The organism is Quatrionicoccus australiensis (genome assembly GCF_020510425.1).
In the GTDB taxonomy this organism is placed as follows: Bacteria; Pseudomonadota; Gammaproteobacteria; order Burkholderiales; family Rhodocyclaceae; genus Azonexus; species Azonexus australiensis_A.
This window is the reverse complement of sequence record NZ_JAHBAH010000002.1, coordinates 119027-145710: the sequence shown is the minus strand read 5'-3', so window position 1 is coordinate 145710 and position 26684 is coordinate 119027. Positions and strand designations below refer to the sequence as shown.

The following is a 26684-nucleotide window of genomic DNA, read 5'->3' as shown; positions in this document are numbered from 1 at the left end:
TAAGCAGGTCGATTACCACCTGAGCAGGGCTCAAGCTGCCGCATCGGTACAAGTTCCGGGCATGCGCACCTCCGTTGAACCTGTGATCCAGGGACTGGTGCGGGTGATGCAACGTGTGCATGCAGAACGCCATCTCGTATTTGTTGTAATTCCTGATGAAGCCAGTCTGTCATTCCGTGGTGAAGAACAGGATTTGCAGGAAATGCTGGGAAATCTGATCGATAACGCATCGAAGTGGGCCAGATCTCGGATCGAGATTCAAGTCTCGGACGAGTCTGGCAAACTCCGGGTGAGCATCGATGATGACGGCAAGGGCATCGCCGAGACCGAACGCGATCATGTACTCAAACGAGGGGTTCGCGCAGACGAGCAGGTTCCCGGTACGGGGCTGGGGCTTGCAATAACCGCCGACCTGGCGCAAATGTACGGTGGTGATTTGGTGTTAGCCAAATCCTCATTGGGCGGGCTTCAAGCATCGTTGATATTGCCGGCAGTTTGATTCCTTCACTATGGCACTTGCCGGACCGAGGATGCGGTTAGTTGCCTGTAAAGCATGTCAACCGCAAAGGGAGACACAGTTCGAAGTTCGCGTTAGTCAGCGGAGAACCAACGGTCAACGTGACCTTAGGCTGACCGGCAGGTGACCGATTCTTTGCCGACCGAGTAGAAGCGCAGGTTCAAGGTCGGCGCAGGCCGAGCAGCACTCGGTCGCCAAGTCATTCGAACGGCTGCACCAATCTAAAACCTGCCGTTGGAGTTCTGGAGTATCGAAGGTCCGGATTGGGCACCTTGCACTCAGTGACGACCGGCCGCTTTCGGGAATCGGAATTTCACTGACCGCTTTCCGGCGGTGAATCCAAAGAGAGGACAGTCGCTTCGGTGCCCTGAGCCGCCGGTGGCCAAAAACCAAAGCTGCCATTCGCGGAAAACTTTGGATAACGAAAAGTAGTCATTCATTATCCAACGTGAGATTTTTGTCGCTCAGGCAGCGTTGTGCAGCGCTAACGGCCAGTTAGCATGTCTCTCCCAAAAACCTTAAAGCGCAACATGTAATTTGTGACTACACGATTTCGGCCCCCACCGACAGAATATGCATTATATGGAGTCCAATTGACTAATTGCCGGGAACTTTTCCGGCCACCATTCGTTGCAATCGAAAGTACCATGACCATGGATATGTCAGCCACGACCACGCGAAACGGATGAACTGAAGGATGGACGAAGATGAAAACGGGCTTGCTTCCCGGGCTCAGGCCGGGGACCGGCAGGCGTTCGCCCTGCTGGTCCGCCGTTATCAGGATCGTGTGTTCCGCTTCATCCTGCGAATGAACAATGCTCGTGATGAGGCCATGGATCTGACGCAGGAGACCTTCATGAAGGCTTATCAGGCTTTGCCCACGTGGCGGCCAGACGCACGCTTTGGTACTTGGCTGTTCCAAATAGCGCGCAACGCAGCGCTTGATGTCTTGCGCCGCCGGCAGCTTGTCGAGTTCGTGCCGCTCGACCCAGGTCTTTCGGGGGTAGAAGCGTTCGACCCGCAGGATGGCGCGCCGCTCCCCGAGGAACAATTGTCGGGGCGGCAGCGCATCGCACTGCTAGATCGGTCGTTGCACGAATTACCCATTGAGCAGCGCGAAATCCTGCTGCTACGCGAACTGGAGAATATGAGTTACGCCGACATCGCGGCGACGCTGAACATCGAGGCAGGCACCGTGAAATCACGCTTGGCTCGCGCGCGCGCCGCCGTCCTTGCCAACTTTCGACACCATGCCGGGGAGAACGCCCATGATTAAACCGCTGACCAAACACGTACCGGACATGCTGCTGCTGTCAACCTATCTGGATGGCGAACTCGAGAGTGCCGCCCATCAAGAACTGGCTAACCACCTCACCAAGTGCCCCCTGTGCGCATCGCAACTGGCCGCCCTGCAGTCGCTGGCGGCAGACTTTGGTAATCTGCCGCAGGAAACCCTAGGCTTCGACCTGGCCGGGGTAATCGAAGGACGGCTCGCCGCTGTACGGAGCCCACAGGAGAAGAAAGGTCCCGCGCGCTGGTGGCGGCTGCTGCCGGTGTCCATCGGAGCGGCGGCCTCTCTCGCTTTCGGTATCGGCATGGGTTCGGTACTGTTAGGCGGCGCTGCCACTATGCCACGCGTGACGGCCATGAGCGTGTTCGATACACTGCCGCCGGGCGGCCTATGCATCGGCCCGGATTCCTGCTATCGCAACGGAGCCAGAAAATGAAACCCACCCTGCTGCGGGCCATATTGGCCGTTTCACTGCTCATTAACATCGGCGTACTCGGCGCCATCGTCTATCGCACAGTGGGCAACGACAGGTTTCCGGGCCTGCCACGCCATCTGCAACTGACCGAGGAGCAAACGCGCCACTGGCATGCATCGGAGGGAATCTTCCTTGCCCAGCTTAGTGCCAGCGCCACGACAATCCGCATTCATCGCGACAGGTTGATCCACGCGATTTTTGCGGAGACTCCTGACCTGGCGCTGATCGATGCCGAACGCGCTGCTATCGCGGGTCTGCAGGACGATCAACAGAAGCGAATAATCCAGCAATTGTTACAAGAACGCGAGCTACTCTCCCCCGAGCAACGGACGCGCCTAGCTCAATTGCTGCTTAACCAGCCAGCCGGGGCTTCGGCGATAGAGCAATTGCACCGTGATTGAGGGTCCCCACGGAACATTTTCACCGCAGGTTCGTTGAAGCACCAAGGCCGGTATCAGCCGGCTCCCATCGAAAACCTGCTTGGAGAACATTGATAATGAAACACAAAATCCTGATAGTCCTCACCGCCATTTCCCTTGCCACCGCCGGCCATGCCTTTGCTACGAGCGAAGCGGCACACGATCATGGCGATACCCACGCCCACGCTCATGACGGCGCGGCAGCCGTCTTGCAACTGAACGCCGGGAAAAAATGGGAAACCGACGCGCCTCTGCGTAAGGCCATCAGCGACATTCGCCAGTCAATGGCGGCATCGCTCGAAGCCATTCACAAAAACCGTTTGCCGAGCAAGGCTTACAGCGGCCTTGCACACAAGGTCGAAGGAGCGGTAGGCGAGATTGTTGCCAACTGCAAGCTGGAGCCAAAAGCGGATGCTCAGTTACACATAATCGTCGCCGACCTGCTTGCCGGCGCGGAACAAATGGCCGGCAAATCGAAAAAGGCCAAGCCCGCAGATGGCGCCGTCAGGGTGATTGCCGCGCTGGACAATTACGGCAAGTATTTCAACGACCCGGGATTCAAGTCGATCACACACTGATAGTGAGGGATTGCGGCCAGCGCATTGCTCGGCAGCAATCCTTCGCGCTCCTGCAAAAGCGAACCTAACAATCCTGCCTTCAAGTGCAATTGTACTGCCGACCTTCTATCCGCGAACTTGTGCGATGTTCATCTAATGGCCGCAATGGTGAAGAACTCCGAATGACGCTTCCTGGCCGATTGGGTGAGGTCGCCAACGGCCGCTTTGGAGCACTCCAGTTCGCAATATCTGGATTTGGCTGACTGACCGGTTTGGAGAAACGCGACTGGCCGGAATGGGCATATTCCTGCCAGTCGCCAGGTTATGACGTTGCCTTAACTGCTTTTTCCGTTCCACTGCGCCTCAGACCCCATACACGTGCATAGCCAATCAATGCCATTTCTGAGCTTTTTGTCCGTTATTCCGTCCGACAATTATATTGTCCGACTTCTCGCTAAATCAACATCTTTACGGACAATATTGGCGCGGCCGTTAGACGATCATTTGACGGACAGGGCCGGAAGGGCTAAGTTATCACTAGGTATTACCAAGTGATAGGAGAACAGCAATGGCAACATCGCTCAAGATTGAAGAGGCGCTGAAGGGCCGCGTCCAACACCTCGCCAGTCAGCGCCGCCGCTCGCCGCACTGGATCATGCTCGAAGCCATCCAGCAATACGTCGAACGGGAGGAAGCCCGCGAGAGCTTCAAACAGGAAGCCTTAGCTTCCTGGGCGGCCTATCAGGAAACCGGACGGCACTTGACCGGCCAGGAAGTGCGCACCTGGTTGAACACCTGGGGCACCGAAGACGAAAAGGCGATGCCTGAGTGCCACACGTAATCGTCACCGAAGGCGCGGCGGATGGTTTGGAACGATGTCGGCAGTTCCTGGTCGCCAAGGCCCCGGAAGCCGCCAGGCGGGCCGGCCAGGCCATTGAGCGGCACTTCCTGCTGCTGGAAACGGCCCCAGACATTGGCCGACCGCTCCCTGACATGCCGGAGTTGCGCGAGCTGGTGATTACCTACGGGGATTCCGGCTATGTGGCCTTGTACCGCCACGAACCGGCGGCCGATGCGGTCTATGTCATGGCATTCCGTCACCAGAAAGAGGCGGGCTACTGATGAGCATGAACGAATTCCGCCGATTGGTGCGGAATATCACGTGAGTTGACCATGAATTCTCACCAAATATAACCAGCAAATATCAGGCGCCTGACCAACTTGGCATAGTTACAATGAAATTATCATCAGGCAACTGCCGGCCCAGAGTGTGTAAAAACGTAGCGGGAATTTTGCAGGCCTGACGTGCGGTTGGGCCGTCGCGATGGGGAATTGGTGGAATTGGGTAGTAAAACGACAGACCGGTTCGAATTAAGGCCTTTTCAGGCCCGCATTGCTTCCATCAGGGACTCATTGCCCAGGATTTTCATCACACGCTTCAAATTGTAGGCGAGCACATGTAATCCCATCTCCGTGCTCACCCGATCCAGTGTTCTGGTCAAGAAGTGCGCGCTGCCCATCCACAACTTGAGCGTTCCGAAGGGATGCTCCACCGTCTGACGCCGGATACGCATGCTGTCGGGTGCGTGATCCAGTCGGTTTTGCATGGCCATAAGCACACCCTCATGTTCCCATCGAGTGATGCGTCGTTTCGTACTGGGGGTGCATTTCTCCTTGATGGCACATCGCTGGCAGTTTGAACTCCAGTACCGATTTTGCAGCAAGCCGTCCTGCCGACTCGCGTATCGCCAGATCAGGTGGTCTCCGGCCGGGCAGCAGTATTCATTTTTCTCCGCATCGTAAATGAAGTCAGCCCGGTCAAATCGTCCCGCCGCCTTAGCGCCGGAAGTGGTCGTTTTGGGAACAATGGCATGAATGCCCGCTTCGTGGCAGGCCAAAATTTCTTCGCCCTTGAAATAACCCCGGTCGGCAATCACGGTGAGGTCTGCCACGCCCATCGCCGCACGAGCGCTCTTGGCCATGGAACTCAGCTGGTCTCGGTCAATGCCGATGTTGGTGACCTCATGCGCAACAATGAGGTGATGCTTGGCATCCACTGCTGTCTGGACGTTGTAGCCGACGATCCCCGTGCCACGGGTCTTCATCGAACGGGCATCCGGATCGGTCAGGGAAATCTGCTTGTCCGGTGTTGCATTGAGTTGAACCTCAATGGCCTGAAGTTCTTTCATCTGTGCCTTCAGGGTAGCGATCTTGTCCTGTAGTCGCTCTGACCTGGCTTGCGCCACAGCCGGTTCTTGGCGGTCGGCGGTGTCAAGTTCAGTCAGGTAGCGATTGATACTTGATTCGATTTCCTCCATCCGCCGTTGCAGCTTGGCGCTGGTGAAATTCCGATCACGATTATTCACGGCCTTGAATTTGCTGCCGTCGATGGCGACCAAGGCTTCGGTGAAGAAACTTAATTGCTGACACAGGACAACGAATTGACGGCAAACATTCCGGATGGACTTGCCATTGTCCTTGCGGAAATTGGCGATAGTCTTGTGGTCAGGCGTGAGACGTCCCGTCAGCCACATCAGTTCTACATTACGCTGAGCCTCTCGCTCTAACCTCCGGCTCGACTGGATGCGGTTGAGGTAGCCGTAGATATAGAGTTTCAGCAGTACCGATGGATGGTAGGCCGGCCGCCCCGTCTCTGCCGGATCAACACCTTCGAAACCTAGTTTGCCTAGCGACAGTTCATCGACGAAGACATCAATCACACGGACTGGATTTGATTCGGAAATATAGTCATCGAGTAGCTCCGGCAACAATGTGCTTTGAGTCCGGCTCTCGCCTTGAACGAAACGCTTCATCTCAGTCGCCCCCAGTAAATGCCTACTGCATTGACCTGGCAAGGCGAAATTCGTTCACGTTTTTACACAGTCTGGGCCAAGAGCTGCCGGTCGCCTCTTCTCCTGAGTGGTCATCGGACCGACCGCTTGACTCTGAAACCTGCCGGAAAGCCTACGCGAGCAACTCGGCGTTATCGGTCATTGGGTGCGAGCAGATTTAGCGGCAGCTACAGCCTCCATTGCCGCCTTTCAACTACGTCCAACAGAATACTCTCAGATGACGAATCTGAGCGGCTGCTTGTCGAATTTCGCTACTCACCCAATGGCCAGCGCGCTGGATGAACCTGGACATTTTTTTGATGCGATAACGCGGCTGATTCAACCAGCCAAGTCCCGAATCGACAAGCCGCATGCTCATCGCTGAGCGAATCCCGCCAAACCACCTGAAGGGCCTTGCGTGGTGGCGGGTTTCCTTCCAGCGGGATGGCGACTAGCTTCCCTGATCTTGTCTCATCATCGACAGTTCCGGCAAGTGCCAACGACACACCCATCCCCGCTTTCACCCATTGCTTGACGGCATCGGTTGAACCCAGGCGTGCACCGATTGATAGCTCTGCCAATTCGATACCCAGATACTCCGCCAGAAGCCGTCCAGTACCCGTACCGGGCTCGCCGCCAAGCATCGGCGTCTGCCTTAATTGGCTGCAACTCAAATAGGGCAATCCTGCCCAGGGATGTTCAGGCGCAACGATGACAACCATTTCCTCTGTTCGCCAGACGCGCGAGACATAGCCTGGACGCTCGTCCCACCATTCCATGAGAGCGACATCAATCTCGCCTTTGGCGAGTTGTTCGGCAACCACCAGGTTTCGGCTAATCTGGATGTCAATGCTTGCCCCGCTTTCGTCGCCATACGCCTTGAGATAAGGGTGGAGCAGATAGATGCCAATATTGCTGCTGGCGCCGACGACAAGGCGACGCTCTCGAAATGTGTTGAGCGCATTGTTGGCGAGGCGGTGGAGATCTCGGGCATGACCTTCGAACTCCCGCCCTTCCACCGTCAACCGACAGCCCTTGGGGTCCCGCTCGACAAGACGGGCACCCAGTAGGCGCTCCAGCTTTTGTAATTGCTGTGAGATGGCCCCCTGGGAAATCCCCAGCTCTTGCGCCGCTGCACGAAAGCTGCCCAGTCGGGCGATAGCGAGAAAACTCGCAACCTGGTCGAGGTTGAGTGTGTTCAGGCTGCGACCTTTGCTACCGGGCGATTGACTGCACCTTGCGGTTCCTGGCCAGCCAAGGCCTGCAGGATATTGGTCGTTGCCTCCATTTCAATCGCCAGGCGGACGGAGTCCACGGCAGAGCCAATATGTGGTGTGAACAGCGTTCGCTCGGAATCCGCCAGCAGACGTCCGGATATATTCGTCGGTCGATCCGGCCGGGCCCACTCCTCGAGTTCGAAGACATCCGCGGCATACCCGGCGAGCTTGCCGGCAGCAAGCGCATCAGCCACCGCCTCCTCATCGACGACGGAACCACGACAGGCATTGACGAGGAACGCTCCGGCTTTCATGGTTGTGATCGCATCGGCGTCGATCAGGTGAAGCGTTTCTTCGCTGATCGGAAGCATCGGAACGACATAGTCGCTTTCCGCCAGCAATTGATCCACAGCGACACGGCGCAGACCAAGGCGAGCCTCTATCTCGGGGGGCAAAGGTCGGGGGTCGGCGTACAACAGCTTTAGTTCATAGCCTTGCAAGCGGGCAACGATGGCCTGTCCCACAGCACCCATGCCGATGATGCCTAAAGTTCGGCCTGTCAGGCCGGCGCCGTAAAGCACAGGTCGCCATCCGTCGAAGGAACCGCTGCGGACCAGTTGATCGCCCTGAATAATCTTCCTGGTAAGTCCGATCAACAGGCCGATCGTCAGTTCCGCTGTCGGAATGGTCAGCAGATCGGGCACATTGGTGAGCCAGATGCCATGCTGGGTACAGGCATCGACATCGTAGTTGTCATAACCCTTCAAGGCACAGCCGACGACTTTCAGACGGGGACAGGAAGACAGAAACTCTTGGTCGACGCTGTCGGTCATGAAGGTCATGATCGCATCTGCATCCTTGGCGCGACTCAGGATTTCCTCTCTGGAGAGGCGCTCGCGAGTCGTATTGGGAACTACGTCGCAATGTTCAGCCAGCCGATTGATGACTTCCGGATGCACCCAGCTGGTAAGGACGACTTTAGGCTTCATATTGTCTCCATTCATTTGAAGCGTTTTCTGAGCGTGCTGCTGAATGTATCAACCAGCGTAACCATGAGCAGGATCACAAGCAGGATGGCCGAGACCTCCTGATACTGCATGATGCGCAGAGAACCCATGAGCTCGAAGCCAATGCCGCCAGCGCCCACCATGCCCATGACAGTCGAGGCACGGAAGTTGTATTCCCAGCGATAGATCGAGATGTCCGCCATTTGCGGCAGCACTTGCGGGATAACCCCGTGCAGGAGAACCTGGATAGGCGTGGCGCCAGCGGCACGAGCTGCCTCAATGGGCGCTTCGTCGGCATGCTCGATGGCTTCGGCAAAGAACTTGCCGATCATGCCTACAGAGTGCAAGCCCAAAGCCAGTACGCCAGGCAGCGCGCCAAAGCCAACCGCAGCAACGAAAATGATGCCCAGGATCAGTTCGGGAATCGAGCGCAGCGCATTCAGGGTGGCTCGGGCCACCTGATAGATCACCGGATGCGGCGTGGTGTTGCGGGCCGCGAGGAAGGCCAGGGGAATAGATAGCACGACCGCCAGAGCGGTACCGGCCACGCTCATGGCCAGCGTATCGATCAGCGGTTTGAGCCAACTGCGGGCGTTCTGAAAGTCCGGCGGGAACATTTCACTGAGTAAAAGGAGGATGGCAGGGCCTCCGTCAGCTAGGCGCTCCCCGTCGAACAGTCCGACATAGTGGATGCATAGGCCGATGACAAGAAGCATCGTCACCAGTCGCAGCGCGCCGCTGTTCCAGGCGCGCTGCTGTTGATCAATGATCACATTGTGATCGAGGCTGCGAGTATTCATGCTTACTGGAACTTGGCGAGATCAATCTTGAGGAGGGGGCCCAGATTGCGGACGACGTCGTAATGCTTGTCGGTAATCACGTCAAAACCTTCCGCCTTGAAGGGCTTGAGAACAGCAGGGTCCTTAAGATTGAGGAAGGCGGCGCGAATCTTCTCCTTCAATTCAGGATTCAGGTTGGAGCGCATCGTCCAGGGGTACTGGGGAAAGGGCTTGGAATATTCGAGAACCGACACCTTGGCCGGATCGATGATTTTGCGCTCGACCAAGGACTCGAAGATCGGACGGCTCAAGCCACCGGCTTGGGCATGTCCGTTCTGGACTGCCATGGCGACAGCATCATGCGAGCCGACAAAATGTTCCTGATAGTCCCGGCCGGCATCTAGCGACTTTTCGGCAAGGACGGACTTTGGAATCAGGTGGCTCGACGTCGATGCCTTGTCGCCGAATGCCATGTTCCTGCCTTTGATGTCCTCGATGCGCGTAATCCCGGCACTTGTATTGGCGATGATCACCGACTGGTAGGTCGTGCTGCCCTTGGCCTTGAGGGCCACAAAGGGTTCGATCTCGCTTTTCTGGCGAGCCAGTACGTAGGAGAGCGGGCCGAAGTAGGCCAGATCGATGCGCCCGAAGCGCATGGCTTCGATCATTGACGAATAGTCGGTAGTTACGATCAGTTCAACCTTCTTACCAAGGGTGGTCTCCAGGTAATCCTTCAGGGGCTGGTTGTTCTTGATGACGGTGCCAGCATTTTCGTCCGGCAGCAGGGCCACCTTGAGCGTTTGCGGGTCCGGATTGGGCGCGGCATGAACGCCAATGGCGATGGTGAGTGCGCCGAGCAGGGCGAGCAGATTTTTCATGGGTTAGTCCTCAATGATGGCTAGGTCAAGCGATGGATTGTTTAGGAGGTGAGCATTTTTGGTGGGCCGCGTGGGCACTGGCGTCGTCTGGTCGTAGATCATGTCAAGCACACCCTCGGTCAGCGCATCGGGCGACCCATCGAAGACGATGCGGCCTTGGGCCAGGCCGATCACCCGGTCGGCGTACTCTATGGCGAATTCGACCTGGTGCAGACTGACCACGGTAGTAATCCCATCTTCGCGGCAGATCTGTTTGAGTTGGGTAAGTATCCGGCGAGAACTGGCGGGATCGAGACTCGCCACGGGCTCGTCGGCCAGCATCAGGCGGGGTTGTTGTGCCAGGGCCCGAGCAATGCCTACTCGTTGCTGTTGCCCGCCGCTCAGTTGGTCTACCCGGTGCAGTGCCTTGTGCAGTAGACCAACCCGGTTCAGGCATTCCAGCGCTATCTGGCGCTCGGCGCGTGGCAGCGGAAAGAGGCTACGCCAGGTGGAGTGATAGCCGATACGCCCGAGCAACACGTTGGCCAGGGCCGTATGGCGCTCGATGAGCTGGTGCTGCTGGAAAACCATGCCGGTCTGACGGCGATGGGTCTGCAAGGCCGCGCTGCCCTCAATCGCCCCGATGCCATCCACATTGATCTGACCGGTGCTTGGCTTGTTGAGCAGATTAAGACAGCGCAGGAGGGTGGATTTGCCGGCACCGGAAGCACCCAGCAGTACAGTAAACTCCCCGCGACCGAAACGTAGCGAGGTCGGCTGGAGGGCCACCAGATCGTCGTGGTATCGGATGGATACGTCGTTCAGATAAATCAAGGGCACCCCTTCCATGCCGCCGTGGCTGATTCGAGTTTCGAATCAACATCGGCATGCAATAAAGCAAATCAAATCGGAAGGGCGACATTAATCGCCGACGGTTACAATCGTGTTACCGCATTGTGAAGAATCGACTACGCGGACCAGGCGTCAGGTTAGTTCAAGGCACTCCGCACCAGAAATTTTCGTCGGGCGAGCTCGAATGGCAGCAACGTCATGTGTAGCAGTCGCTCAAACGGCGCGCACCAAATGACCGCTGAGAGCGAAGACTAGCGAGGGTACTGTTGGCGGGAACGGCAGCTGCAATCAAATACCAGCCGTTGAACACTTGGCTGCGCGAACGGCAGCTACGGGCACCCAGCTGCCGGACAGCCTGAAACCTTGAATGGCAGCAAACTGGCGTAAAGCTGGGATACGTGAACGAGGCTTTCGGCCGCCTAGCCGAGCGCCTCAAGCAGCTTGCCGGTTGATCGCCGGAATTTTCGGCGGTTCCGGCTTCTCGCGGCGCTTTGTACATAGGACTCCTGACCGTTCCCGGTCAGAAGTCCGCTGCACGCATGTGAATGTGACGCGCCCATTACGTCCGTTTCGGCTTACTTCCCCGTTACAGCCAATTCCAAAGGCTTAACGTACTTTAATTTCCCTTTCGTCAAACGTCCCCTTACAGGCCGATACATAGGCTTACGTTTCTGCTGACATCGGCGCAGCAACTCGGCGCGTTATTCGGCTCATGGTGCTGCAAATGGTTGTCAGCACCTGAAACCAAACGAACAACCGACCTGTTTAGGAGATTCAAAATGCAAGTTTCCAAGATCCTCGTTGCCCTGACTGTTGCTGCTGGTTTTGCTTCTACTTCCTTCGCCCAGGGCTCCGCCACCCCGGCCGCATCGTCGGCTCCCGCTACCAAGGTGACGGCTCCGGCCCCGGCGGCTGTCGAGAAGAAGGTTGAAGCGCCGAAGGCCGCCGAACCGGTCAAGGCCGAATCCAAGGTCGACGCAGCAAAGCCGGAAGCCGGCAAGCCGGTTCAGAAGCATGCCAAGGCACATGGCCACAAGGCTGAGAAGAAGGAAGCTGCCGTACCGGCTGCTGCGCCTGCCGCTGCACCGACGACCAAGTAACAAATCGGTTGTCTCGAAACCCCTCGGCGTCCAAACCCGAGGGGTTTCCGTTTTTGGTATGCTGGTTTGTATGTGTGCCCACTACGATCCACAAACCGATCCTGCCCGTCTCAAGTCCTTCTTTGGCGTGAGCGATGTTCCGCTGGACCTGAAGTCCAGCCTCTGGCCCGGCTATTTAGGCCCATTTTTACGCAAGCATGAGTTTGCCGATGTCGGCGACGAAGCTGTTCCTCTGCGCGAACTGCTGGTCGGCTCATTCGGCCTGATTCCGCATTGGGCGAAGGATGCCACCATCGCCCGCAATACCTATAATGCCCGTTCGGAAACCGTACATGAGAAGCCGTCGTACCGCGATGCGTGGCGCCAGGCTCAGCATTGCATCATTCCGGCCGAAGCCATCTATGAGCCGGATTGGCGCAGCGGCCGGGCTGTATCAACGCGCATTACCCGCGCCGATGGCAAGCCAATGGGCATCGCTGGCCTCTGGGCAACCAAGCGCAATCCTTCAGGGGATGTGATCCACAGCTATACGATGCTTACCATCAATGCCGATCAACACCCCTTCATGCGCCTATTTCACAAACCCGATGACGAGAAGCGCTCGGTCGTTATTTTGCATGAACGGGACTACGACGCGTGGCTGCAGGCGCCAATCTCGGCAAGTCGGGACTTCTTACGACTTTACCCGGCGGAGAATCTGGTGGCCGAACGGTCTCAGCAATCGCTGCTTTGATGCCGAGCTTTCACATCAGGGCTACGTCGGCTCCGTGCCCAAAACGGTCATTGCGGTTTCCCGATAGCAGCCGGTCAGCCATACCCGGGTTCGGCGAACTGGACTACTCCGAAGCTGCCGTTGGCGACCTCACCCAGTCGGCCATAACCCGCTGATCGTAATCCCCCGACTTAGATGCCTTCAACTCACTTGTGTAGGCAGGTTTTCACACTCCACCAAGGCTTTGCTTAAGCAATTCATCAAGGAACGCTTGCGCCGGTAACGAGAGAATCTTGCTGCTTAGGTGAACCACGTTCCACGCTTGCTTCAGTGGGAATCCTTCGACTTCAAGCGCAACCAGGCCATCACGATCAAAGTCTTTGCCCAGAGCATGGCGCGAAAGTACGGACAACCCCATGCCGCTGGCGACCAGATCGCGAATGGCTTCATTGCTGGCCAGTGAGAGGCGCACTTTGAGCTGCGTGCCGGTCGTCTGCATGTGCTGATCGATGATATGACGTGACCCGGAGCCGAGTTCGCGCAAAAGGAAAGCTTCGTTAGCCAGTTCATGAATCGAAACCTGCTTGCCGACGGCCCAGTGCGTCTTTGGCGCGACGACGACGTACTCGTTGTCGAGAAAGGGCAGCCTGACTATATCCAGATTCTCAGGGGGGTAGGACATCACGTAGATATCGTCCTGATTGTTGCGTAGTCGCTCGACGATTTTTTCGCGGTTGGCGATCTCCAGTTCGATATCGATATCCGGATAACGCTTGCAAAAGGCACCCAGCATGCGCGGAAGGAAATACTTGGCGGTGGTGACCAGTGCGACGCGCAGTTTGCCGCGCTTCAAGCCTTTCAGCTCATCGATCGCCGATTCGAAGTGATTCCATATGTCGTCCAGGCTGCGTACTGTTTTCAGCAATTCCTCCCCTGCCGGCGACAGCGCAATATCGCGCCCGCTCTGCTCGAAAAGGGGCAGGCCTATGGTGTCGGCAATCTGCTTGATCTGTATCGAAACGGCTGGTTGGCTCAGGTGCAGGGCATCTGCGGCCTTGGTGAAACTGTTCAAGCGGGAGACAGCAGCAAAGGTTTCCAACTGGCGAAAGGTAATGCGGCGACGCGGCATATATAAGCCTTGGCAAATCCATAATTAATGATTGTTTAATTTGATTTTATACATTTCGCCATCGATAGTGGAGTTGCAACTACGGTAAATATCAACTCGACCTTTTCAAGGAGACCTGAAGTGCGCAAATACACCAACAATAGTCCGGAAGCCGGTGCTCGCATTGTGGCACTGGCATTGATGTGCGACGGAGCCATTGACCGCAGTGAAGTCCTGCTGCTTGAGCGGCAGAATGTGCTGGCTCGGCTTGGTCTGGACAACGAGCGGTTCGACTTGATTTATTACGAATACTGCACGGACATGCTGTCCTGTGCGCAACGCACTGCTTCCGGGCAGCTTGAACTGGATAAGCACCGCATCAAAGCGCTGCTGGGCGAGATCAGTGATCCTGTACTGCAGGAAAAGATCCTGCGCATCATGCTCGATATCGTCCATGCCGACCATCACCTGACTGCTGGAGAGGTCACATTGATTGCGCAGACCCTCGAGTGCTGGGGAATGGATTTGTGCGAAATGACTTGGTCATCCGTCCCGCGCCATTGCCAGTCATCCGAGACGACGATCGGCAATGGCACGGCAGTCAGTATCTCCGGAGGAAAGCACTATGCTGCCACTGGATAAACTGCCGACCAATCATGCAGCAACAGCGTTGCGCAGCGGCATTCTCCGGGAGTTCGTCATGCGCCAGGAAAGGCCGGCCCGTGATCAGCGGGTTGATTTGCCGGAGATTCAGGAATCCTTCCGCGTCAGTTTCAGCGATGCTGCGCTGGCGGCGTCCGCTGAAGATGTGCGAACTGTATTGCAAAAGGCCCGCCCGACCGATGAGCAGGGCGCGACCGGGCGCCAGTTGCAGACCTATCTGGCGATCGCCGCATTCTGAAATGACGCAGCAACAATCCATAAGTTTTATTAAATGTTTAGTGGCAATTTGTTTAATTGGATTAAATGGTCAAATCCTCGCATAGTGGCCCTGTCCCCGCAGCAATGGGGCCAAACCGAAATACCAACCTGACTTTCAAGGAGATTTAAAATGCGTCACTATCCTTCCGACAGCCCTGAAGCCATGGGCCGACTTGTTGCCTTGACCCTGATGGCTGATGGAGCCATCGATGCGAGCGAACTGAAACAACTCGATCACACTGACACCATTCGCCGCCTGGGCCTGAACGAAGGGAGCTTCGACAGGGTAATCCATGAACTCTGCGACGACATGCTGACCAGCGCCCATCGCACCCCAGGTGGACAACTCGAACTGGATGTTGAAAACATCGATCTTCTGCTCGCCGACGTGGAGCATCCCTTGTTGCAAAAACAGGTACTGCGCATGATGCTCGACGTTGTCAATGCCGACAGCAAGCTCTCCGGTGGTGAGGCCGTGCTGGTGGCCGAGGCGATGAAATTCTGGGGCATCGACCTGTACGAAGTCTCTGACTGCTCGATACCTTCGCTACGCGTGCGGAGTCACGGGCGACATGAACATGTCCGCACCTGATTGTTGAACAAAGCCAGACTCATGTAGTTTGCAGCAAAGACAAGGGGGAGTAGCTCTCCGCCGCGACGTCGTCAGCACGGAATGATTCACTGGTTCCCGGCGTCACGGGTGGTTCTGGCAACAGGGCCGCGAGCAAGACCTTTGCAGCACCCAAAGTGCGGCGCATTCCGTAAAATGCACTTGCACGGCGCTGTGTGAAGGTTTACCGACAGGGAGAGAATACTCATGGAAACAATCGGCACCTGGTGGATGTGGTCCGGTTTTTTTGTCATCGTCCTCATCATGCTGGCCATCGACCTTTTCGTCGTCGGCGGCGGCAAGCAACACCGCGTCACTATCAAGGAAGCGGCCACCTGGTCAGGCATCTGGGTCGGCGTATCGTTCCTCTTTGCCGGCGCCCTCTGGTGGTACCTCGACAGCACAGTCGGGCGGGAACTGGCCGACCAGAAAGCCCTGGAATACATCACCGGCTATCTCATCGAAAAATCGCTGGCCATCGACAACGTCTTTGTCTGGCTCATCCTTTTCAGCTTTTTTGCCATTCCGCTCGAACTCCAGAAACGGGTGCTCATCCTCGGCGTGCTCGGCGCCATTGTCATGCGTACGGTCATGATCTTCGCCGGCGTCTGGCTCATCACCCAGTTCCACTGGCTGCTCTACGTCTTCGGCGCCTTCCTGCTGGTCACCGGCATCAAGATGTGGTGGTTCGCCGACGCCACTCCTGACCTCGCCAACAATCCGGCAATCAAATGGATACGCCGGCACATGAAGGTGACTGACGAACTGCATGGCGAACGCTTTTTCATTACGAAGGAAGCGTCCGGCAAACTGGTGCGCTATGCCACGCCGCTGTTCCTCGTGCTCATCCTCGTCGAACTCACCGATCTGATCTTTGCGGTCGACTCCATCCCGGCCATTTTCGCGATCACCACCGACCCGTTCATCGTGCTGACCTCGAACATTTTCGCCATCCTCGGCCTGCGCGCCATGTACTTCCTGCTCGCTGACATGGCCGACCGTTTCTCGCTGCTCAAATATGGCCTGGCCATCGTGCTGATGTTCATCGGCGTCAAGATGCTGCTCATTGACCTCTTCAAGATACCGGTAGCCGTTTCGCTTGGTATCGTTGCGTCGATCATCGCCACTTCGATCGTCCTGTCGCTGAAAAAGGATGCCCGTTCTACGGGGGAGCGGAAAATCATGCCCCGTGACAACAGTTGATGACTCCCCGCTCATGTCTTGGTTGAGGACCGGCAGTCAGGCTGCCGGTCTTGTCTTCCCAATCTCTGACTGAAAAGGGGGTATGCCAAACGACGCTCAGAAAAAATAGTGTCCATGCCGCCATCGTGGAATGATCCATATGGAATATAAAGAAGTATTTTTGTCACTCAACCTTGTGGCCGATGGCTGCTACGGAGTGAATTCGTGAGAGATTGGTTGCGGCCGGTTTGCGACAGTAAGGTCATCGATTTGCTCGCCGAATACCGGCCACTCATAACCATCAACGGGCACAGCACTGAATAAATGAAACGTAACCCCGACCGACGGTTAGCTTTGTCATCTACACGGATACGTCATCCGATCAATAATATACCTATGACATTTTCTGGGCTGCGGTGGAGTTACTCCCCCCTTATCGGCCTTAGCGGTCAGTGGGCTGCTCAATCAAAAATAGCCGGTTCTGAAAGCAGACTGGCCATTGGCAATTTGATGGATTTAACCTCTGCTCACACTATCTGACTAGGTCTGGATCGTGCCCACTTCAGACGTACAAGTCACTGACGCGCAAATGGCGGTTTTTTGCTTTCAAGGCGTCGTCAGCCCCGTCCCTTTTCAAACCTGTTGAGCAAGGTCTCGTAAAATACTTCCGGCATGACTGGCTTGGCAATAAAGTCATTCATACCTGCTTCGAAGCACTAATCCTTGTTCTCGGCAAAAGCATTTGCCGTCATCGCGAGAATGGGAGTCGTTTGATGGCCAACCAGTACTGCAATCACCAGCCATCGAGTCAGCGGGGCACCTACTTAGAGCATGCAAACTCTAGATTTACCCTTCCGTTTGGCCTCGTACATTGCGGCATCTGCTCTGCTAACAAGTTGATCAGCCGTGTTTGCATCATTGGGATGATGTATCGCAATACCGATGCTGGCACCTATGTTGGCAGTAGTCGATCCAATTGGAATGGGGAGTTGAATCGCTTGCAATATTTTTTGGGCGACGTCCGTAGCATCAGGAATACCGCACTGTATATTTTCCAAAACGATTGTAAATTCGTCCCCCCCCAGGCGCGAAGCAGTATCGGTTTGTCGAATAGATTTTTTCAACCGCATAGCGACTTCGAGCAAGACAATGTCACCAGCATCGTGTCCTTGCGTATCGTTGACCTGCTTGAAACCATCCAGATCAAGAAATAGGAGCGCCAAGGAGGATTGGTTACGGTTGGATCGGGCCATTGCCAGCGGTAGCAAATTAAACAGTCCTCGCCGATTATGTAGCCCAGTCAGGGAATCGTGCAGCGCCTCATGCTCTCGAATAGCTTCAGCCTTTTTGCGTTCGCTAATATCGTGCAAAAAGGCACTAAAAATGGTTTTTCCGTCGATTTCAAGTGCAGTAACACGCACTTCTACAGGCAACGTCTCGCCACTTCGTCGCACTGCAGTCAACTCAATCCGCTGATTCAACACATGCTGCTCCCCGGTTGTCAGGTAGCGCTTCATGCCGTTGCAATGTGACTCTCGCATTTGAGGCGGTATGATCATTTCATCGAGCCTACGGCCAATGGCTTCTTGCGCGCTCCAGCCAAAAGTCTGTTCGGCTTGTCGATTCCAAGCGCTTATCACACCAGCGTGATCTATACATACATATGCATCGTTTGCATTTTCGATCACCATCTTCAACTCGGCTTCGCGTTTCTGCAAAGCTTGCTCTGATTGCAACTGTTGCTCCATTGCCGATGAAAGCATCGTATTTGCCAAGCGCAAATCCCGCGTTCTGCTTTCCACCCGTTCTTCCAGTGTCTTACGTAACTCAGCCAAAGACGCCTCTGCTTCCTTGCGTGCCTGGATATCTTTGATGATCGAAACAAAATATTCGAGTTTCCCAGCCTTGTTCATCTGTTTGGTAACCACCAGATGAATCCAGACGGTATCTCCACTCTTGTTGATGTACCTCTTTTCCAGTTGATACCGATCAATCTTGTTTTCGATCAATTGTTGAAGCAGGAATAAATCGGTGTTGAGATCATCGGGATGAGTAATATCTTGAAATGTAAGGTTTAGCAGTTCTTCTTGCTTATAACCAACAGTCTGACAAAGCTCGTCATTGACACTAATCCATCGCCCGTCGGGTGCTACCAGAGCGATCCCTACCCCGGCTCGTTCAAATACGGTTTGAAATCGAGCTTCAACCGCTTCGATAGCGCGGGTAGATCGGGATACCTGATCGCGGGAAAGACTCACTGTCTCGCGCAACTGCACTTCCTTGCTAACCAAGGCGGCGAGATCGATCAAAATATTAGTTTCGTCGTCACTCAAAATCCGAGGCGTGGAATCGATCGCACACAGGGTACCTATCGCCATGCCAGCGGTACTACGCAAGGGAACACCGGCGTAGAACCGAATATTTGGATTTCCTGTAACTAGCGGGTTTTCTTTGAAACGCACATCTTGCGTAGCATCTGACACAATCATCGGTTCGCTTTGCATGATGGCATGCGCGCAGAACGCCATCTCGCGCGGGGTTTCGGTCACGTCTAATCCCACTCGCGACTTGAACCATTGCCGATCAGTATCTATGAGTGAAACCAGCGCAATCGGCACATTTAATATTCGAGCGACAAGCCTCGTTATGCGATCAAAAACGGGTTCATCTGGCGTATCTAGAAGATTGAGTGCGTGCAGCAGATTCAGTCGTTCCGATTCGTCGGAAGGTATGGGGTAATGGTTCATCTTGAGCGTTTCCGTCATAGTAATGATCAGTATATAGATTTACCAGTGAGGCAAATTTACGGGACGCTTTACGCGTTGGTAATTTGAGCTTCTCAGCAATCACCTTCACGCTGTCCTGACTGTCGAAAGGCAACTTGTTGCACAATGCTTCCTCGACCTGAGCCAACTCTTTGCGCTGGATATTCTGGCCCAGTTGAAACAGCACACGCTTTGATTCATCCATTAGTTCGCCCATTAGGGTTGCTGAGGATCAGAGCAGACTTCTGCCAAACGACAGCTAAGCTGCGTATTGTGGACATATTCGCCGCCATTGGCGAACGGTCGATTTGGCCGAGGTGCTGCCTGATTTTGCTCGCATGAGGCTGGATTTCGGCCATTGCCGCCGGTGGGGCTGACTCGGTTGAGCGGCCGGTGTTGCGCAGGTTGCCGACGTTGAGGCGCCATGGCGTCAGAAGGGCTGCTTCCTTCAGCGGCGGATGCCTACTCTGTGCCCAGTCCTGCCGTTCTGACAATGAAGGGTTGAAAGGCAGGTAACAAATTGCGGGAGTCATTCGTGACGACTGGTCGCCGGCTCATCGTGGGCCTTAACAATCATTGGGACCGAGGGGGCTAGGCAACGACCAGTAAGGCATCTTGATTACCGGCAATTCGATGGCACCATATCTGAATTGGATGCATCTGTCGTCATGAAGAGAGGTTAAGAGACTTGACCATTTCCGCGGCATTTTGAGACAATCCGCGCTCCTATCGGTATCGAGATACGGAACACGGTGCGAATCCGTGGCGGGCCCGCCGCTGTAACCGGGGACGAAGGCTGCATGGTTAGCAGACCAGCCACTTGCGAGATATACCTTGCAGGGAAGGCGCAGCGCTTCGGATGATCCGGAAGCCAGAAGACGAATCGATACCAATCAGGAGCCAAGGCAAGGGCTCCGGCTGACCGCATGCGCAAAGCGTGCGGTCAGCCGGAGCCCTTTTTGTTTTTATTCCCGAGGAGTGGAACATGACCCAAACCGTGACTTCAACCGTCAAAACCCCGCAAACGACCCAGGCTACGCCGGCCGTCCCGACCATCGCCGTGCGCAAGAGCTGCAACCCGGAAGGCATGGGCCTGTCGCACTATGTACTGATGGACAGGAAGGCGGCCAAATGACCGCTGCTCTTCCTATGGGAGCGCTGGGCGACCCGCGCTTCCTGCCGGTGGACATTGGCCACGATATCTACGCCGCCTTGACCGATCCGGACACCGCCTTCTGGGCTTTAGTCGACAAGAACAAGGTCGACGATGGACTCGATCCGGCGGCACTTGCGGCCTATCGCGAAAAAGCCGAGGGTTTCCGGCAGGAATTGCATGCCTTGCGCTTTGAACTGAAGCCCTCCGGCGTCTATCTCAATCCGACCGAGCGCTGCAATCTCAACTGCACCTACTGCTACCTGCCCGGTACCCAACGCAGCGGTGGCAGCCATATGCCGGTCGACACACTGCTCGCCTCGCTGGGCAAGCTGCGTGACTACTTTCGCTCGGTCATGCCGGACGGCCGCAAGCCGCGCGCAATTTTCCACGGCGCCGAGCCACTGATGAACCAGGCCGCCGTCTTCGCGGCGATTGATGCCTTCGGCGATGACTTCATTTTCGGCCTACAGACCAACGGCACGCTGCTCGACGACGCGGCGCTCGATTTCCTGACCTTGCGCAACGTCAGTATCGGCCTCTCGCTCGACGGCCCGATGGCTGAGATCACCGATGCAACGCGCCGGACCTGGGGCGGAAAGAGCGTGCACGACAAGGTGCTGCGCACGATGGAGAAGCTGCGCGGCTACGGCTCGTGGAGCGTCATCACGACCTGCACGACCGAGAACCTGCCTCACCTGACGCGCATGATCGAACTCTTCCACGCCCATGAAGTGCCGACTTGCATGCTCAACACCGTGCGCTGCACCCAGCCCGGGGCGCGCGGCGTCAAGCCGGCCGACGGCGACATGGCCAAGGCCTTCTTCGCCGCCATGGATCGGACCCACGAGTTGTACCGGGAGACCGGCCGCAAGCTGATGGTGGCCAATTTCGCCAATATCCTGATCGGAATCCTGGCCCCGACGGCGCGCCGCCTGATGTGCGACATCTCGCCCTGTGGCGGCGGTCGTGCCTTCTTCGCACTAGCCGCCGACGGCAGCCTCTACCCGTGCAGCGAGTTTATCGGCCTGCCCGATTTCCGGGGCGGCAACCTGCTGGTCGATGACGTCGAAGCGGCTCTGACCTCGCCGGCCTTCCAGACGGTGACGACGCGCGATGTCGACCAGTTCAGCCCCTGCGGCGACTGTGCGATCCGCCATTTCTGCGGCTCGCCCTGTCCGGCCGAAGCCTTCGAGATGAACGGCGGCATGGACAAGATCGGCGCCTTCTGCGATTTCTACAAGGAACAGGTCAATTACGCCCTGCGCCTGATCGCCGATGGCAAGGCCGATGACTATCTGTGGGACGGCTGGGACGACGGGACGGAAACCGTTTTTGCGCTGAGTTGAAGAAATGGCGGAGGGTTGCTTGAAGTGGAGCTCTCCGCCACTTTGTCGATTGCGGGCCAGCAAAATTAGGTGGTTTTTGCGCCGCCCAGAACTCGATTTAAAAATTCACCTTTAAGCCGAGGCGTATCGTTCTCGATTCAAGCGGATGAATCGGTCTGCCATCAATTGCGCTGCCACCACCGCAGCCGCCCGTTCCAAGAGTTGCCTCATTCCGTGTGCAGGCTCCGCCCCAGTATTCGATGTCATTGGCCTGCTTGTTGAACAGATTCAGGACATCGATGGTCGTCTGCCATTGCTTATTGAAGCGGTAGCCCATCTTCAGGTTGATCATCCAGAAGGCTCGTGATTTTTCCACGCCCTTTTCTTCCAGATCGTAGGACCCGGGTAGCACAGTCGCATACCGCGAAACCAGGGACCACCGTCGTCCACATTCAGACCAACTGATGCGGTCAAAGGGATAGCGTTCGGAACATGACGCCCACCGTTTACTTCGTCCTTGAAGCGTGCTTTCGATAAGGCCAAGTCGGCATCGACGATCATGCCACACATGGGGGTGAAATTGTTGGACCACTCTAGGCCACTACGGCGAGAAGCGCCTCTAGGTTCCGTGATGCCCTCAGCGTCGTAAAGTGCGGCACGGAGTCGCCGCTGAGAGCGATGAAAGTGACGTGTTCGCGGCACAGCCGCTCAATGCCCCGGCTGCTCACCACACCCTGAGCGTAGGCGCAGAGAATGACCTTGAGCAGCATCCCCGGCGGATACCTCGCGCAAACTCAAGACACTTGACGGAATCGACAAATTGCCTGCTTTGGCCCACCTCGACCTGCATGCCTGTCCGAGCCTCCTTTCAGTTGATGGCGCCCGCACCAAGGGCTCCATCAAGCATCTTGAAATAGAGGCATGCCGCTTTGTGTCAAAAGAATTGCTGGTGGAAAAGCATGCATGACCCGGCGCTCAACCTCGCTCCCTTCGGTCGCTGGACGCTGCGCGATGAAGCTGCGCAGCGCCGGTTAGCTCTACGTTGGGCCCCATACTCCATGGTCATCTTTGAGTCCGAATACCACCTGATCGGCTCCCTCGATCATCACGACAACCTGATTCGCCTGTGCGCGCAAGGCCGAATGAGTTTCGACGCCTTCTGCTCCGAATATCACGATTTCTATGCTTTCTACGCCCTCGATGGCCACGAGTCCGACGAAGAAGAGCGACAACTCTTTGAGAAGTACGAAAAAAGAATTGAACCCCATCGCATTGTCGCCGAAGAGATCCTGGCGGGTGTTTGCTCGGATGTCGACGCCCAGTTGGAAATCTACCAACGCGCCGGCCGCTTCGGCTCAGCAAGGACTTTTACTAAAACGCCCTTGGCACTAAATCCGGGGGCACCTCAGGCAAGGTATCCGTTAGCTGACTTCAAGGAACCAACAATTTGTTGGTGGAGCGGCTTCGTAGTAATTACTAGCTGGTAAGTTCCGCGTCTTTCCATCGCGTGAAGTCGACTTCACTAAATGAGAACCACCCTTTAGCTTTTGTCCAGAGCTGGTAAGGCGGCTTGAGGCTCTGTTCGCATTGGTCCCACTGAACCGCGAAGTAAAGATGCCCAACACGTTTTTGCCAATAGCCCACTGTCTCTATAGAAGGGGTATTTATTTTGCTACTGACCGTTTCCGAAATACATGCAACGAACCCCTGCGCGAACCGTTGCAGGTCGGTCGGCTCATTTGCATTAATACTTTGATGCGCCAGCGCAACAAGAGGATGGTTCCTATTGGCGGTCGGGTAAGGTGTCTCGACTGCAATGGCATTTGTGGCAGAGCCTGCGTAGGCGAGGAAAAAACCAGCCACACCGACTGCCCCGCGCCGAGTGTACATTCCTAACGGTATGCCCCGGTCGGGTTGGACTGTCGGATTAACAACTACTTGATCGTCCCTAATATCCAAAGCACTCATAAGCAGAACGCTTGATCTCATTCGCCAAGACAGCGACGGATGATCCTCGCCTTTTACTTCCCAATCTTTCAGAAATTGTGAAGGAGCGACGCTAGCACCCTGTTTGTCTCGCAGGGCAAAGGTTTCCTCTCCGTCCGCACACATCAAGAGTTCGCCGAGTTCACGAACTTTGCGCCATACAACCCCATTATTATTATCGACCAAGGACACGGAAAGCGTTTCCCATAACGTTGATGGTGGAATCCATTCAACAGGAATGCTGTAGATGACTGTCAGCTGCCAAAAAGCTTGTGGCAAAAGCCCTTTGGAATGGTAGTTGGCCAGTTGTTTCCATAGCATCCCTACACCAATATTGAAGAAACTATTTAGTCGACTCCAGCCCGGGAGTTGCCTCGAAAAGTTGTCCTTTGGAGGAGTCCGGCTGGGCGTGATTTCAGGTTTAAGGTCACCTCTTGTATCGATTAATGCGGGCGATTCGCAATAGATACCCGAGTTACACGATCCCAGCCGATATCGGAGTGTATCCCCGTCAGAATGCCGCCCCGGGTCGCCTCCGACCAATATCCCGTCGACACAAACGGAAACGTAACCATGGATATTGCGTTCAAACGAAGTTGTTCCGGTACGAGAACGTAATATCCACTTTTTTCCTGGGCCCGCAGTATTCGCTATCCACTCTGCCTCACAATTGTCGACTGAAGGTAATCCATGATCGTCGACCAAGACAGAATCCCGGACGAATCCCCGTAAAGATTTTGATACTTCAGAAAGGTCTTGATCGAAAGTCACCGCAGCTTTGATATTGGCTGATTCGAGCACCGTTGGCGTTTTGTCGATCGTGACGGGGATTGTCACTGTGTCTTTAATTTCGGGAACTTCACATTTCCCGATAACCGGGAATTCGGTTGCCAGGGCATAGCCTCTGAGCACGGTTGTGAGTTTGACCTTGTCCGACCAATTGTCGAGAAACGACGGCTTCTTGCGCGACACGATCCTTACGGTCGTGCCGATAGGCTGTTGGTCACTTCCCTTTCTAACTACGAGCAGGCCGCTCAAGCCCTGGATTTCGACGACAAGCGGCTCTCCCCACTGTCGCCCGTGTCCGTAGTCCTTGCGCGTTTCAATAGTTATCCTGTCACCCAACATAAAGCAGGACATGAAGCCAATGCCGAATCGGGAGCAGGGGTCGAAGTCATTACCGGATGCTCTCAATCTCGTTCGCTCGCGTTCGAAGTCCGGAGACCGGTAGTAGCTTCTGCCAACTTTCACAAGGAACCGGCGGATGATGCCTTCGTCCATCCCCACGCCGTTGTCTCGACACTCGACAACCTCGTAGCCATCGTCATCAACAAAATGGCAAAACTCAACTTTGCCTTTGCTCCACTGTGTGTCTGATTCCGCAAAGAGCGCTTGGCGATACCTCAGTGCGTCGAGCGAATTTTGCAACAGTTCTCGGATGCACAGGTGTTCTCCGCCGTAGAGTTCGTCGGTCATCAGCAGACGAATAATTTCGTCTCTGGAAAGGGAGAATTCGAGGTCGTGATATCGGTAGGAGTCACCATCGGGTTCGATTCGAGATCGATCGACATGGGTCGGAAGTCGTAGGTGATAACCGCTAATGTCCCGTGGTTGTCGGCGGCAAATCGAATGCGCAGCTTCAAGCTCCTGATCGATCCAACCCATGTAAGCGAGTGCGGCTGCTTGATACGCCGGGTGCTTGCATTTCACTGAGAACCGGATCAGTTCCTCGGAAATTGTCCACCCCTCGACGGCACGGTGTTTTTCCCATTCGAACAAGCTTACGGGAGACGTGAAGTGGATGCTCTTGAAAAGCACCTCGGGTGTGCGTTCACGGTCGAAGTCGAGAATGTCGGCGAGCCTCAGAACCGCCGCGAGAAAAGGCATGTTGACGCAATAGGTTCCGACTTGCTCGTCGTATCTAAAACCCTGACTTGGATTTATATCGTCGGCAGGTAGCGCGTGCCCTTCGCATAATCGCGCAATCAACGGCGAAAGGTTTACACCTTGTACCTCAATGCGCTTGTCACTATGATGACGGGATAGGATATGCTCGGATGACCTTCGTCCGTGTCCTCGGCGCAGGAAATCGGTAAGCATCGCAGTATCGAGTTCGCCAATCTGCGCGCCCAACCGCTCCTTTCGTTCGGTGGAAACTGTGGGGTCGGCTAGTTGCCTCGATGTTTCTGCGTAGTTTGGATGATCTACGCGCCAGTTATCCTGAAAAAGCTTGAACTCATCGGACTTCCTAAGCAACGACAAATCACTATCAGAGGGCAGCATTCCTTGGTCGTGAAAAAACGCCGAAAGAATCAGAAGAGCCAGTTCAACCTCATTGAGTTTCTTTACTTCGTCACCTAGCAGCAAGCTCATCAGTTCGGTGGTTCTAAGTAGGTGGCGTTCATCATGAAGCGTGTACTGCGGTGCGTATCCGGCCATTGCCTTCATCCGATCAGCAGCCTCGTTGCATACCGCGACAACATTAGGACCCAAGTGCTTTGCGGCTTCTGTATTTCGATTCGATAGCGCCTTCCAGAGACTCGTTTCTTCCACCCGCGCAACACAGATTGTCCTTGTCATTAGTTGTCCTCGGTTTCCTATGTAAGTTGGATCCAATTATGCCTCCAGTTTATATTAGTGACAGGAACGTGTTGGCTTAGGTCATCCGCTATGAAAGCTCCGGCTAGCGGGGATTCCGAGCCGAACGGCGAGTAACTGGCGCATAGCCGACCTCTATTGTCGGGCACCCCATAGACAGTTTTGGCCGAGTTGCTGCCGGCTGGATGTCGGCCAAAGCCGACCTTGGGGCGACAGTTGGAATCCGACGGCAACGTGACAATTAGCTGCCGCTTAGCCACTGATCGAGTTCAATGCCCTCTTAGGGCATCAGTACAGTCGAGCCCGGCCCATTTAATCACCAATGCTATTGGAGGAACTGATGAAATTTGGGGGCTTGGTGTATGTTGTCTTTTTTATTGCAACTTCCATATGTTACGCCGACCCCGCTGATGTAATCG

Annotated in this window: 28 protein-coding genes and 1 riboswitch; of the genes, 16 read left to right on the top strand and 12 right to left on the bottom strand. The window is 55.5% G+C overall.

Annotation, left to right across the window (positions count from 1 at the left end):
* The 7 genes from KIG99_RS20640 to KIG99_RS20610 form a co-directional block, all read left to right on the top strand.
* A partial coding sequence (locus tag KIG99_RS20640; RefSeq protein WP_264180627.1) for an ATP-binding protein occupies positions 1–499 on the top strand: 499 nt, incomplete at its 5' end.
* 715 nt (positions 500–1214) lie between these two features.
* Positions 1215–1793, top strand: coding sequence for an RNA polymerase sigma factor (locus KIG99_RS20635; RefSeq protein WP_226461984.1), 579 nt, complete (start codon positions 1215–1217; stop codon positions 1791–1793).
* The gene (locus KIG99_RS20630) at positions 1786–2244 is read left to right on the top strand and encodes an anti-sigma factor family protein (RefSeq protein WP_226461982.1); all 459 of its coding nucleotides are present in this window, start codon (positions 1786–1788) and stop codon (positions 2242–2244) included. Before KIG99_RS20635 ends, KIG99_RS20630 begins: the two co-directional genes overlap by 8 nt.
* A complete protein-coding gene (locus KIG99_RS20625; protein WP_226461981.1) occupies positions 2241–2684 on the top strand; it encodes a Spy/CpxP family protein refolding chaperone in 444 nt (147 codons plus the stop codon). Before KIG99_RS20630 ends, KIG99_RS20625 begins: the two co-directional genes overlap by 4 nt.
* Positions 2685–2779: 95 nt before the next feature.
* Positions 2780–3280, top strand: a complete 501-nt coding sequence (locus KIG99_RS20620; RefSeq protein WP_226461980.1) for a hypothetical protein — start codon at positions 2780–2782, stop codon at positions 3278–3280.
* Between the two features lie 547 nt (positions 3281–3827).
* Positions 3828–4100, top strand: a complete 273-nt coding sequence (locus tag KIG99_RS20615; RefSeq protein ID WP_129927733.1) for a CopG family ribbon-helix-helix protein — start codon at positions 3828–3830, stop codon at positions 4098–4100.
* Positions 4088–4381: a type II toxin-antitoxin system RelE/ParE family toxin gene (locus KIG99_RS20610; protein WP_129927734.1), complete on the top strand. Its 294-nt coding sequence runs from the start codon at positions 4088–4090 to the stop codon at positions 4379–4381. Before KIG99_RS20615 ends, KIG99_RS20610 begins: the two co-directional genes overlap by 13 nt.
* Positions 4382–4641: 260 nt before the next feature.
* On the opposite strand, the gene KIG99_RS20605 is transcribed toward KIG99_RS20610, so the two are convergent.
* The 6 genes from KIG99_RS20605 to phnC form a co-directional block, all read right to left on the bottom strand.
* The gene (locus KIG99_RS20605; protein WP_226461979.1) at positions 4642–6072 is read right to left on the bottom strand and encodes an IS1182 family transposase; all 1431 of its coding nucleotides are present in this window, start codon (positions 6070–6072) and stop codon (positions 4642–4644) included.
* Between the two features lie 290 nt (positions 6073–6362).
* The gene (locus KIG99_RS20600) at positions 6363–7292 is read right to left on the bottom strand and encodes a LysR family transcriptional regulator (protein WP_153133012.1); all 930 of its coding nucleotides are present in this window, start codon (positions 7290–7292) and stop codon (positions 6363–6365) included.
* Positions 7289–8296: a phosphonate dehydrogenase gene (locus KIG99_RS20595; protein ID WP_153133011.1), complete on the bottom strand. Its 1008-nt coding sequence runs from the start codon at positions 8294–8296 to the stop codon at positions 7289–7291. Before KIG99_RS20595 ends, KIG99_RS20600 begins: the two co-directional genes overlap by 4 nt.
* Positions 8297–8307: 11 nt before the next feature.
* Positions 8308–9114, bottom strand: a complete 807-nt coding sequence (phnE, locus tag KIG99_RS20590) for a phosphonate ABC transporter, permease protein PhnE (protein WP_153133010.1) — start codon at positions 9112–9114, stop codon at positions 8308–8310.
* 2 nt (positions 9115–9116) lie between these two features.
* Positions 9117–9971 (bottom strand): phosphate/phosphite/phosphonate ABC transporter substrate-binding protein, encoded by an 855-nt coding sequence (gene phnD / locus KIG99_RS20585; protein ID WP_153133009.1) that lies wholly within the window; start codon positions 9969–9971, stop codon positions 9117–9119.
* A 3-nt stretch (positions 9972–9974) separates the two neighbouring features.
* Entirely contained in the window at positions 9975–10784 is an 810-nt protein-coding gene (gene phnC / locus KIG99_RS20580; protein WP_153133008.1) for a phosphonate ABC transporter ATP-binding protein, read from the bottom strand.
* A gap of 797 nt (positions 10785–11581) precedes the next feature.
* Between phnC and KIG99_RS20575 the strand changes: the two genes are divergently transcribed.
* Both KIG99_RS20575 and KIG99_RS20570 read left to right on the top strand, forming a co-directional pair.
* Positions 11582–11902: an amine oxidase gene (locus tag KIG99_RS20575; RefSeq protein WP_226461978.1), complete on the top strand. Its 321-nt coding sequence runs from the start codon at positions 11582–11584 to the stop codon at positions 11900–11902.
* Positions 11903–11972: 70 nt separating this feature from the next.
* Positions 11973–12635: an SOS response-associated peptidase gene (locus KIG99_RS20570; RefSeq protein WP_226461977.1), complete on the top strand. Its 663-nt coding sequence runs from the start codon at positions 11973–11975 to the stop codon at positions 12633–12635.
* 205 nt (positions 12636–12840) lie between these two features.
* Here KIG99_RS20570 and KIG99_RS20565 read toward each other — a convergent pair whose 3' ends face one another.
* Entirely contained in the window at positions 12841–13743 is a 903-nt protein-coding gene (locus KIG99_RS20565; protein WP_226461976.1) for a LysR family transcriptional regulator, read from the bottom strand.
* Between the two features lie 120 nt (positions 13744–13863).
* Between KIG99_RS20565 and KIG99_RS20560 the strand changes: the two genes are divergently transcribed.
* From KIG99_RS20560 to KIG99_RS20545, 4 genes are all read left to right on the top strand, one after another.
* The gene (locus KIG99_RS20560; RefSeq protein WP_226461974.1) at positions 13864–14364 is read left to right on the top strand and encodes a tellurite resistance TerB family protein; all 501 of its coding nucleotides are present in this window, start codon (positions 13864–13866) and stop codon (positions 14362–14364) included.
* Positions 14348–14623 carry a hypothetical protein gene (locus KIG99_RS20555; protein WP_226461972.1) on the top strand — a complete coding sequence of 92 codons (276 nt, stop codon included), beginning with the start codon at positions 14348–14350 and terminating at the stop codon, positions 14621–14623. The genes KIG99_RS20560 and KIG99_RS20555 overlap by 17 nt, the downstream gene beginning before the upstream one ends.
* A 150-nt stretch (positions 14624–14773) precedes the next feature.
* A complete protein-coding gene (locus KIG99_RS20550) occupies positions 14774–15235 on the top strand; it encodes a tellurite resistance TerB family protein (protein WP_226461970.1) in 462 nt (153 codons plus the stop codon).
* A gap of 225 nt (positions 15236–15460) precedes the next feature.
* Complete coding sequence (locus tag KIG99_RS20545) at positions 15461–16456, top strand: TerC family protein (RefSeq protein WP_226461968.1); 996 nt, start codon at positions 15461–15463, stop codon at positions 16454–16456.
* Positions 16457–17259: 803 nt separating this feature from the next.
* Here KIG99_RS20545 and KIG99_RS20540 read toward each other — a convergent pair.
* Both KIG99_RS20540 and KIG99_RS20535 read right to left on the bottom strand, forming a co-directional pair.
* On the bottom strand, positions 17260–19182 hold the full coding sequence (locus tag KIG99_RS20540; RefSeq protein ID WP_226461967.1) for a PAS domain S-box protein: 1923 nt from the start codon (positions 19180–19182) through the stop codon (positions 17260–17262).
* The gene (locus KIG99_RS20535) at positions 19100–19417 is read right to left on the bottom strand and encodes a hypothetical protein (protein ID WP_226461966.1); all 318 of its coding nucleotides are present in this window, start codon (positions 19415–19417) and stop codon (positions 19100–19102) included. The genes KIG99_RS20540 and KIG99_RS20535 overlap by 83 nt, the downstream gene beginning before the upstream one ends.
* 496 nt (positions 19418–19913) lie before the next feature.
* Positions 19914–20102, top strand: a riboswitch (cobalamin riboswitch).
* Between the two features lie 83 nt (positions 20103–20185).
* Here KIG99_RS20535 and cbpA point away from each other — a divergent pair.
* On the top strand, positions 20186–20335 hold the full coding sequence (gene cbpA / locus KIG99_RS20530; RefSeq protein WP_226461965.1) for a modified peptide precursor CbpA: 150 nt from the start codon (positions 20186–20188) through the stop codon (positions 20333–20335).
* Positions 20332–21702 carry a peptide-modifying radical SAM enzyme CbpB gene (cbpB, locus tag KIG99_RS20525; RefSeq protein ID WP_226461964.1) on the top strand — a complete coding sequence of 457 codons (1371 nt, stop codon included), beginning with the start codon at positions 20332–20334 and terminating at the stop codon, positions 21700–21702. The genes cbpA and cbpB overlap by 4 nt, the downstream gene beginning before the upstream one ends.
* Positions 21703–21799: 97 nt before the next feature.
* Here the strand turns inward: cbpB and KIG99_RS20725 are convergent, their stop codons facing one another.
* Complete coding sequence (locus KIG99_RS20725) at positions 21800–22033, bottom strand: hypothetical protein (RefSeq protein WP_404817912.1); 234 nt, start codon at positions 22031–22033, stop codon at positions 21800–21802.
* 241 nt (positions 22034–22274) lie between these two features.
* Positions 22275–22451 (bottom strand): transposase, encoded by a 177-nt coding sequence (locus KIG99_RS20930; protein ID WP_226461963.1) that lies wholly within the window; start codon positions 22449–22451, stop codon positions 22275–22277.
* Between the two features lie 189 nt (positions 22452–22640).
* Here KIG99_RS20930 and KIG99_RS20510 point away from each other — a divergent pair, with 189 nt between their 5' ends.
* A complete protein-coding gene (locus KIG99_RS20510) occupies positions 22641–23168 on the top strand; it encodes a hypothetical protein (RefSeq protein WP_226461962.1) in 528 nt (175 codons plus the stop codon).
* Here the strand turns inward: KIG99_RS20510 and KIG99_RS20505 are convergent.
* The gene (locus KIG99_RS20505) at positions 23158–26247 is read right to left on the bottom strand and encodes an HD domain-containing protein (protein WP_226461961.1); all 3090 of its coding nucleotides are present in this window, start codon (positions 26245–26247) and stop codon (positions 23158–23160) included. The genes KIG99_RS20510 and KIG99_RS20505 overlap by 11 nt on opposite strands.
* Positions 26248–26684: the final 437 nt, after the last annotated feature.